This is a genomic window from Kitasatospora sp. NPDC091257, assembly GCF_044757675.1.
Taxonomy (GTDB): domain Bacteria; phylum Actinomycetota; class Actinomycetes; order Streptomycetales; family Streptomycetaceae; genus Kitasatospora; species Kitasatospora lactacystinica.
The window spans coordinates 1-5,398 of the sequence record NZ_JBIVVI010000624.1 but is presented as its reverse complement, the minus strand read 5'-3'; the positions used below and the strand labels follow the sequence as shown (position 1 = coordinate 5,398).

At 71.0% G+C, this 5,398-nt stretch carries 6 protein-coding genes; 4 read left to right on the top strand and 2 right to left on the bottom strand.

Features of this window, described 5'->3' with window-relative positions; all coding sequences use genetic code 11:
• From ACIQOV_RS25900 to ACIQOV_RS25890, 3 genes are all read left to right on the top strand, one after another.
• Positions 1 to 742 (top strand): PP2C family protein-serine/threonine phosphatase (locus ACIQOV_RS25900; RefSeq protein WP_401052323.1); only part of this gene is annotated, 742 nt, incomplete at its 5' end.
• A gap of 184 nt (positions 743 to 926) precedes the next feature.
• On the top strand, positions 927 to 1,418 hold the full coding sequence (locus tag ACIQOV_RS25895; RefSeq protein WP_401052321.1) for a DUF5994 family protein: 492 nt from the start codon (positions 927 to 929) through the stop codon (positions 1,416 to 1,418).
• A 55-nt stretch (positions 1,419 to 1,473) separates the two neighbouring features.
• On the top strand, positions 1,474 to 1,719 hold the full coding sequence (locus tag ACIQOV_RS25890) for a hypothetical protein (protein ID WP_380549886.1): 246 nt from the start codon (positions 1,474 to 1,476) through the stop codon (positions 1,717 to 1,719).
• Between the two features lie 67 nt (positions 1,720 to 1,786).
• On the opposite strand, the gene ACIQOV_RS25885 is transcribed toward ACIQOV_RS25890, so the two are convergent.
• Entirely contained in the window at positions 1,787 to 2,398 is a 612-nt protein-coding gene (locus ACIQOV_RS25885) for a DUF5994 family protein (RefSeq protein WP_401052319.1), read from the bottom strand.
• Between the two features lie 209 nt (positions 2,399 to 2,607).
• Positions 2,608 to 3,876, bottom strand: coding sequence for an ATP-binding protein (locus ACIQOV_RS25880; RefSeq protein ID WP_401052317.1), 1,269 nt, complete (start codon positions 3,874 to 3,876; stop codon positions 2,608 to 2,610).
• A 654-nt stretch (positions 3,877 to 4,530) separates the two neighbouring features.
• Between ACIQOV_RS25880 and ACIQOV_RS25875 the strand changes: the two genes are divergently transcribed.
• A partial coding sequence (locus ACIQOV_RS25875) for a GNAT family N-acetyltransferase (RefSeq protein WP_401052314.1) occupies positions 4,531 to 5,398 on the top strand: 868 nt, incomplete at its 3' end.

The window sequence follows — 5,398 nt, the reverse complement described above, 5'->3', positions numbered from 1 at the left end:
CCGGATCTTCCAGGCCCGGCGCCTCGAACCGATGAGCGTGGCCGCGGAGATCCAGTGGTCGCTGCTGCCACCGCTGTCGCTGTCCGTTCCGCAGGTCGCCGTGGCCGGCATCCTCGAACCGGCCTACCAGGTGGCCGGGGACAGCTTCGACTATGCCCTCAACGACGGCCTCCTGCACGTCGCCACGATCGACGCGATGGGCCACGGGCTGGACGCCGCGACCATGGCGACCGTGGCCATCGGCGCGTACCGGCACGCCCGGCGCGCCGACATCGGACTCGCCGAGATCTACGCGTTCATGGACCGGGCCGTCGCCGAGCAGTTCGGGCCGGACCACTTCGTCACCGCGCAGATGATGCGCCTGGACACCGGGACCGGCCACCTGCAGTGGGTCAACGCCGGCCATCCCCAACCGCTGCTGATCCGCGACCACGTCGTCGTCGAGCGGCTGGAGAGCGAGACCACCCTGCCGGTCGGCTTCGGCGGTGAGGAGCCGGTGATCAGCGAGCGGGTGCTGCGGCACGGTGACCGGGTGCTGTGCTTCACCGACGGCCTGGTCGAGGAGCGCGAGGCCGGCGGGGAGCAGTTCGGGGAGGAACAGCTCATCGACTGGGTCAACCTCGTCGAGCGCTCGCAGGACGGGGTGCGGGCCGTGGTGCGCGCGCTCTCCCACGTCCTGAAGGAGAAGCGGGGCGGGCGGACGAGCGACGACGCGACCCTGTTCCTGATCGAGTGGCGCTGAGCGGGCCGCCCCCACGACGGCTCTCGTGACCACGGCTCTCGTGACCACGGCTCTCACGACCGGCCGGGCCGACCCGGTGCGGGCGGAGTACCGTGGGATGTCGGAGCGGCCCGTGCCGCCGCTCCCCCGAGGGCCGCCCCTCGCTCGGTGGGGTCGGGCCGCGTCCGCGGATAGGTGGCGAGCCATGTCGGACGAAGCCGGTGCCGCGTTCCCGGGCCTTCTGCCGGACCGGTTCCGGCAGGCCGCGCGGCCGGGGACGGTCCTGTTGCGCCTGGAGACCACACAGTCGCGCGAAGGCCTGCTCGACGGCGCGTGGTGGCCGCGTTCACGAGACGTCGGCGCCGAACTCCCTGGCCTGGTCAGGGCGTTGACCGAACACCTCGGCCCGGTGGCGAGGGTCGGGCTGGACACGGCAGCCTGGGACGACGTACCGGCCCGGCTGGTCGTCGACGGCCGGTCGGTGCACATCGACCGGTTCCCCGTCGGCGACGACACGGTGATCGTCACACGGGGCGACCACGATCACTTCAGCCTGCTGGTCGTCCCCCCGCAGGCGAGCCAGGAGGCGGCGCTCGCCGCGATGGCCCGCGCGGTCAAGGCCGGCGGAAGCGACTCGGCTCGGCAGATCCTCGTCGCCACCGGCATCGACTCCGAGCCACCGGGCGAGGCGTCCTGAGGGACGGTCCCGCGGGCCCGGCTCCTCGGACAGACAGGAAAGGCGGGACGGGGAGATGTCCGTCTACGTGAAGCTCTCGGCCGACGCCCGGGCACCGGCGGAGCCGTCGAAGGGGCCGTTGGACATGCAGTACGAGGACGGTGCGGACGGCGTCACCTTCGAGTACGACCTGCATCCGAGTGGTGCGCTGCGCGTCCTGCGGGTCTTCGAGGACACGCCGTACCGGATCGAGGTCTGCTTCGGCCCCGGGGCGTGGCTCCAGGTCGTGGGCAGCTACCTGCGGAAAGGCGCCGAGTACTGACGGCGATCCGCGTCGGCCCCCTCCGCCGTGCGGTTCCGGCGCAGAGGGACGGGGGCGAAGGCCGGTGCTACGACCGGTACGACGACGCCGATGACGCCGAGGACGCGGGTACCGGCCAGGAGGCGGCCCTGTTCCGGGCGACATCCGCCCGCCTGCCGGCCTCACCGGCACCGCCGGAGGGAGCGGGGGCCGACGGCAGGAAGTCGGAACGGGGCTGCCGCTCTGCCGCTCCACCGCCCGTCTCCGCGGCGATCAGGTCGCTCGCGATCCGGATGTCGGCCGGGTCGGCCGCCTCCGACATCAGCCGGGCGGCATCGACGGAATCCGTCTCCGGCGGGACGACCAGCAGGTTCAGCCGGCGCGGGGCGTACGAGAACACCGCGACCGTGTGCTCGTCCTGCTCGGTGGTGAACCAGCCCGCGTGGACGATGTGCCCGGTGACCGGGATGCGCCGGGGGATGACGGGCCACTGCGCGGGGTTCACGGTGATCCGGGTGATCCGGCCCCACCGCTCGTCGATTTCGGCGGCCAGGGCGGGGAGTTCGAGAAGAAGATCACGCGAGCGGGGCCACCAGGCTCCGTCGAGTCGGCCGGACCGCGCACCACGAGGTGCCAGGGAGAGCCGCACGGTGGGTTCCAGGGCGCGAGGCGTCGTCGCACGATCGAGCGTCGTGGCCATGATCAAGGACCTGCCTCCGGGCCCGGCCCGCGGGGCCGGGTCCGGCATTGCCGTTCGCCGGAGACGACGCCAGTATCCGGGTGCCGGCATGCGAAGTGCCTTCGGTACTGCCCAGGTTACTCTCGGTCCACTCCGAACCCTGCATGTCGCGGTGGGTTCCCACCCGACGCCTGCGGTAGGACACCGGAGTACGACGGGGCGGCGGCCCCTCAGACGCGCCCGTAGCGGACCGCCTGGTCGGCGAACTCCCGGGCCATCTCCTCGGAAACGGTCGGACGGGTGCGGTGGATCGCGTCCAGATAGACCTGGGTGCTGGGCTGGGTCCGCTCCCCCGTGTCGAGCGTGCGCTCGAACGTGCTCTGGGCGACCGCCATGGCGACCTGCCGGATGTCGGCGGGAGTGAAGCCCTCGCTGGCTTCCGCGAGGACCGCCGTGTCCGCGGCGGTACCCGTTTTCGCGGTGTAGCCGGCCCACAGCGCGTCGCGGGCCGCGGCGTCGGGTGGCCCGACCGGCAGGACGTAGTCGAACCGGCCGTGGCGCAGGAACGCCGGGTCCAGCGCGGCCACCGAGTTGGTGGCGCAGACGAGGAGCCGGCCGTCGCGGTCACGGAACCGCACGATCGACTTGAGGAGTTCGTTGACCACGCCGACCGACGCGGGGGCGGCGAGGCTGCGTGTCCCGGCGACCTCTTCGACCTCGTCGATGAAGAGCAGCACATGGTCGAGCTGCACCACCTCTTCGAAGCGGCGGCCGAGTCCGGTGGCCAGCCCGTCCTCGGAGACGAGCCGGGAGGGGAAGATCTCGATGAACGGCCAGCCGAGCCGGCCGGCCACGGCCTTGGCGAACGTGCTCTTGCCCGTGCCCGGCGGGCCGAACAGCACGACCGCGCGCGGCGGTTCCACTCCGTGGGCGTCCGCCAGCTCGGGGTTCGCCAGGGGCAGCACCAGTCGCCGTTCGATGAGCCGCTTCTCGTCGGCCATGCCCGTGAGCCGCTCCCAGAGACGGGCTTCGGGCATGACCGCGCCCAGCATCGCCAGGACCGTCGTGCCCTGGGCGCTGACGGCCTCCGACTTCTCGAAGTACGTGAGCCCCCGGTGGGGTTGGAATCCGGAGTTGACCAGTGCGGTGGCGCCGGTCTCCTCGTCGGGCAGCAACGCCGCGACGATCCTGGCGCCGGCGTCCCGCAGACGGTGCTCCAGCGCGGACAGCAGGGCGGTGCCCATGCCCAGGTTCCGCCAGGCGGGGTGCAGGGCGATGCGCAGCACCCATGCCCGGTCCCCGTCCACCCGGCCCACCGCCGCGCCCACCAGATGCCCGTCCGCGACCGCGACGACGCTCGGATTCCGTGCCTGCAACGCGGCGACCACGTCGGAGAGACGGAAGGCGGCGGCGCGATCCGTGGTGGCACTCTCGGCGTCGAGCCGGACCATCGCTTCGAGGTCGTCCGGAGTGAAGTCCCGGACATGCCATACAGCCATACGCCGCTCTCGCATACGCCGCTCTCGAACGTCGCGCGCCCCTGGACTTCCATCATCGGTCGACTCCGGCCCGGTCGCTCGCCAGGGCGGACGACCACGGCCGGTGCGCACCGAGGCGGGCGCCGCCCGGCTCCGGACATGACCGCCCGGACACGCTCGACCCGGAACGCCCCGTCGATCGCCACGGTGATCACCCGGAGGCACGACGAACGTCAACTCCCGTGCATGGCACATGCGTTCGCAGCCATGCAGCCAGCTCCCCCGCGGCCCCCAGGGCGGCCCCGCCGCACCCGGCCCGGACAACGCGAAAGCCCCAGGTCGTTGACCTGGGGCTTTACCGCTGGAGCGGGCGACGAGAATCGAACTCGCGCTCTAAGCTTGGGAATCTTTGGGCCTCCGGGCCCAAAAGTGCTCCTGACCTGCACCGATACCGGCGCAACCAGCCCTTCGGACGCCCTGCGCTGACCGCCGTTGCCCGTCCTTCACTACCCGTTCTGGCACGAATCTGGCACGACCGGCAACGGAACCGTCCCTCCGAGGTTTAGGCGCCTCCTGATGCAGACATGGCTGAGAGCGAGGCTGTTTGGTGCGGCCAGTAGAGGGGGTCCGATGGGGATTAAGGTCGTGTCGGTGTCTGCGGCTCACGCAGAGCTGTTGGCCGAATCGATCAAGCTCGGTGATCGCTACACCAAGACGTTGGGCCTGATGACACCACCCGCCTACTCGAAGATGGCGGACGACGGCGGGCTTCTCGTGGCCGTCGAGGACAGTGCCGTCGTTGGGTATGCGCTCTTCGGCCTGCCGAAGAGAACGCCCCATGTACGGCTGGCCCACCTGTGCGTGGCCGAGGAGCACCGCAGCAAGGGAATCGCCCGACTGCTGATCGACACGATCCGAGCCCACCACGGCCAGCGTTTCGGTATCAAGGCGAAGTGCAGGCGCGACTACGGTCTTACCGGGATGTGGACGAAGCTCGGGTTCATCCCGCGCGGCGAGGTGAAGGGCCGTAGCAAGCAAGGGCACGTACTGGACGGCTGGTGGTTGGATTTCCGGCATCCGAGCCTCTTCGCCGAGGTGGACAGCGACGCGCAGCTGACCGTCGCGATCGACCACGGGGTCTTCGCAGACCTCCGCGGGCGGAAACCCTCCTCGGATGCAGCCGAGTCCCAGGCGCTCGAATCCGGATGGATGACCGATCTGGTCGAGCTGGTCTTCACCCCGCACCTCTACCAGGACATCCGGGACATCGAGAATGAGGCCGAACGCGTCCACCAGCGGGCGGCTGCCTCCGGCCTTCGCGAACTCAGTCCCGACCCAGGGACCGTGTCGCTGCGCAGCCGCCAGCTGCTGGACGCAGCGGCAAAGACCGATCCCGAGCAGACGGAGCTTGAGCAGCGGCTGCGATACGTCGCCGAGGCTGCAGCCGCCGGAGTGCACGTGCTCGCCACCCATGACGCGCTACTGACGCGCCTGACCGATGTCGTATGGAACGCAGTCGGGGTCCGCATCGTGGCTCCGGCAG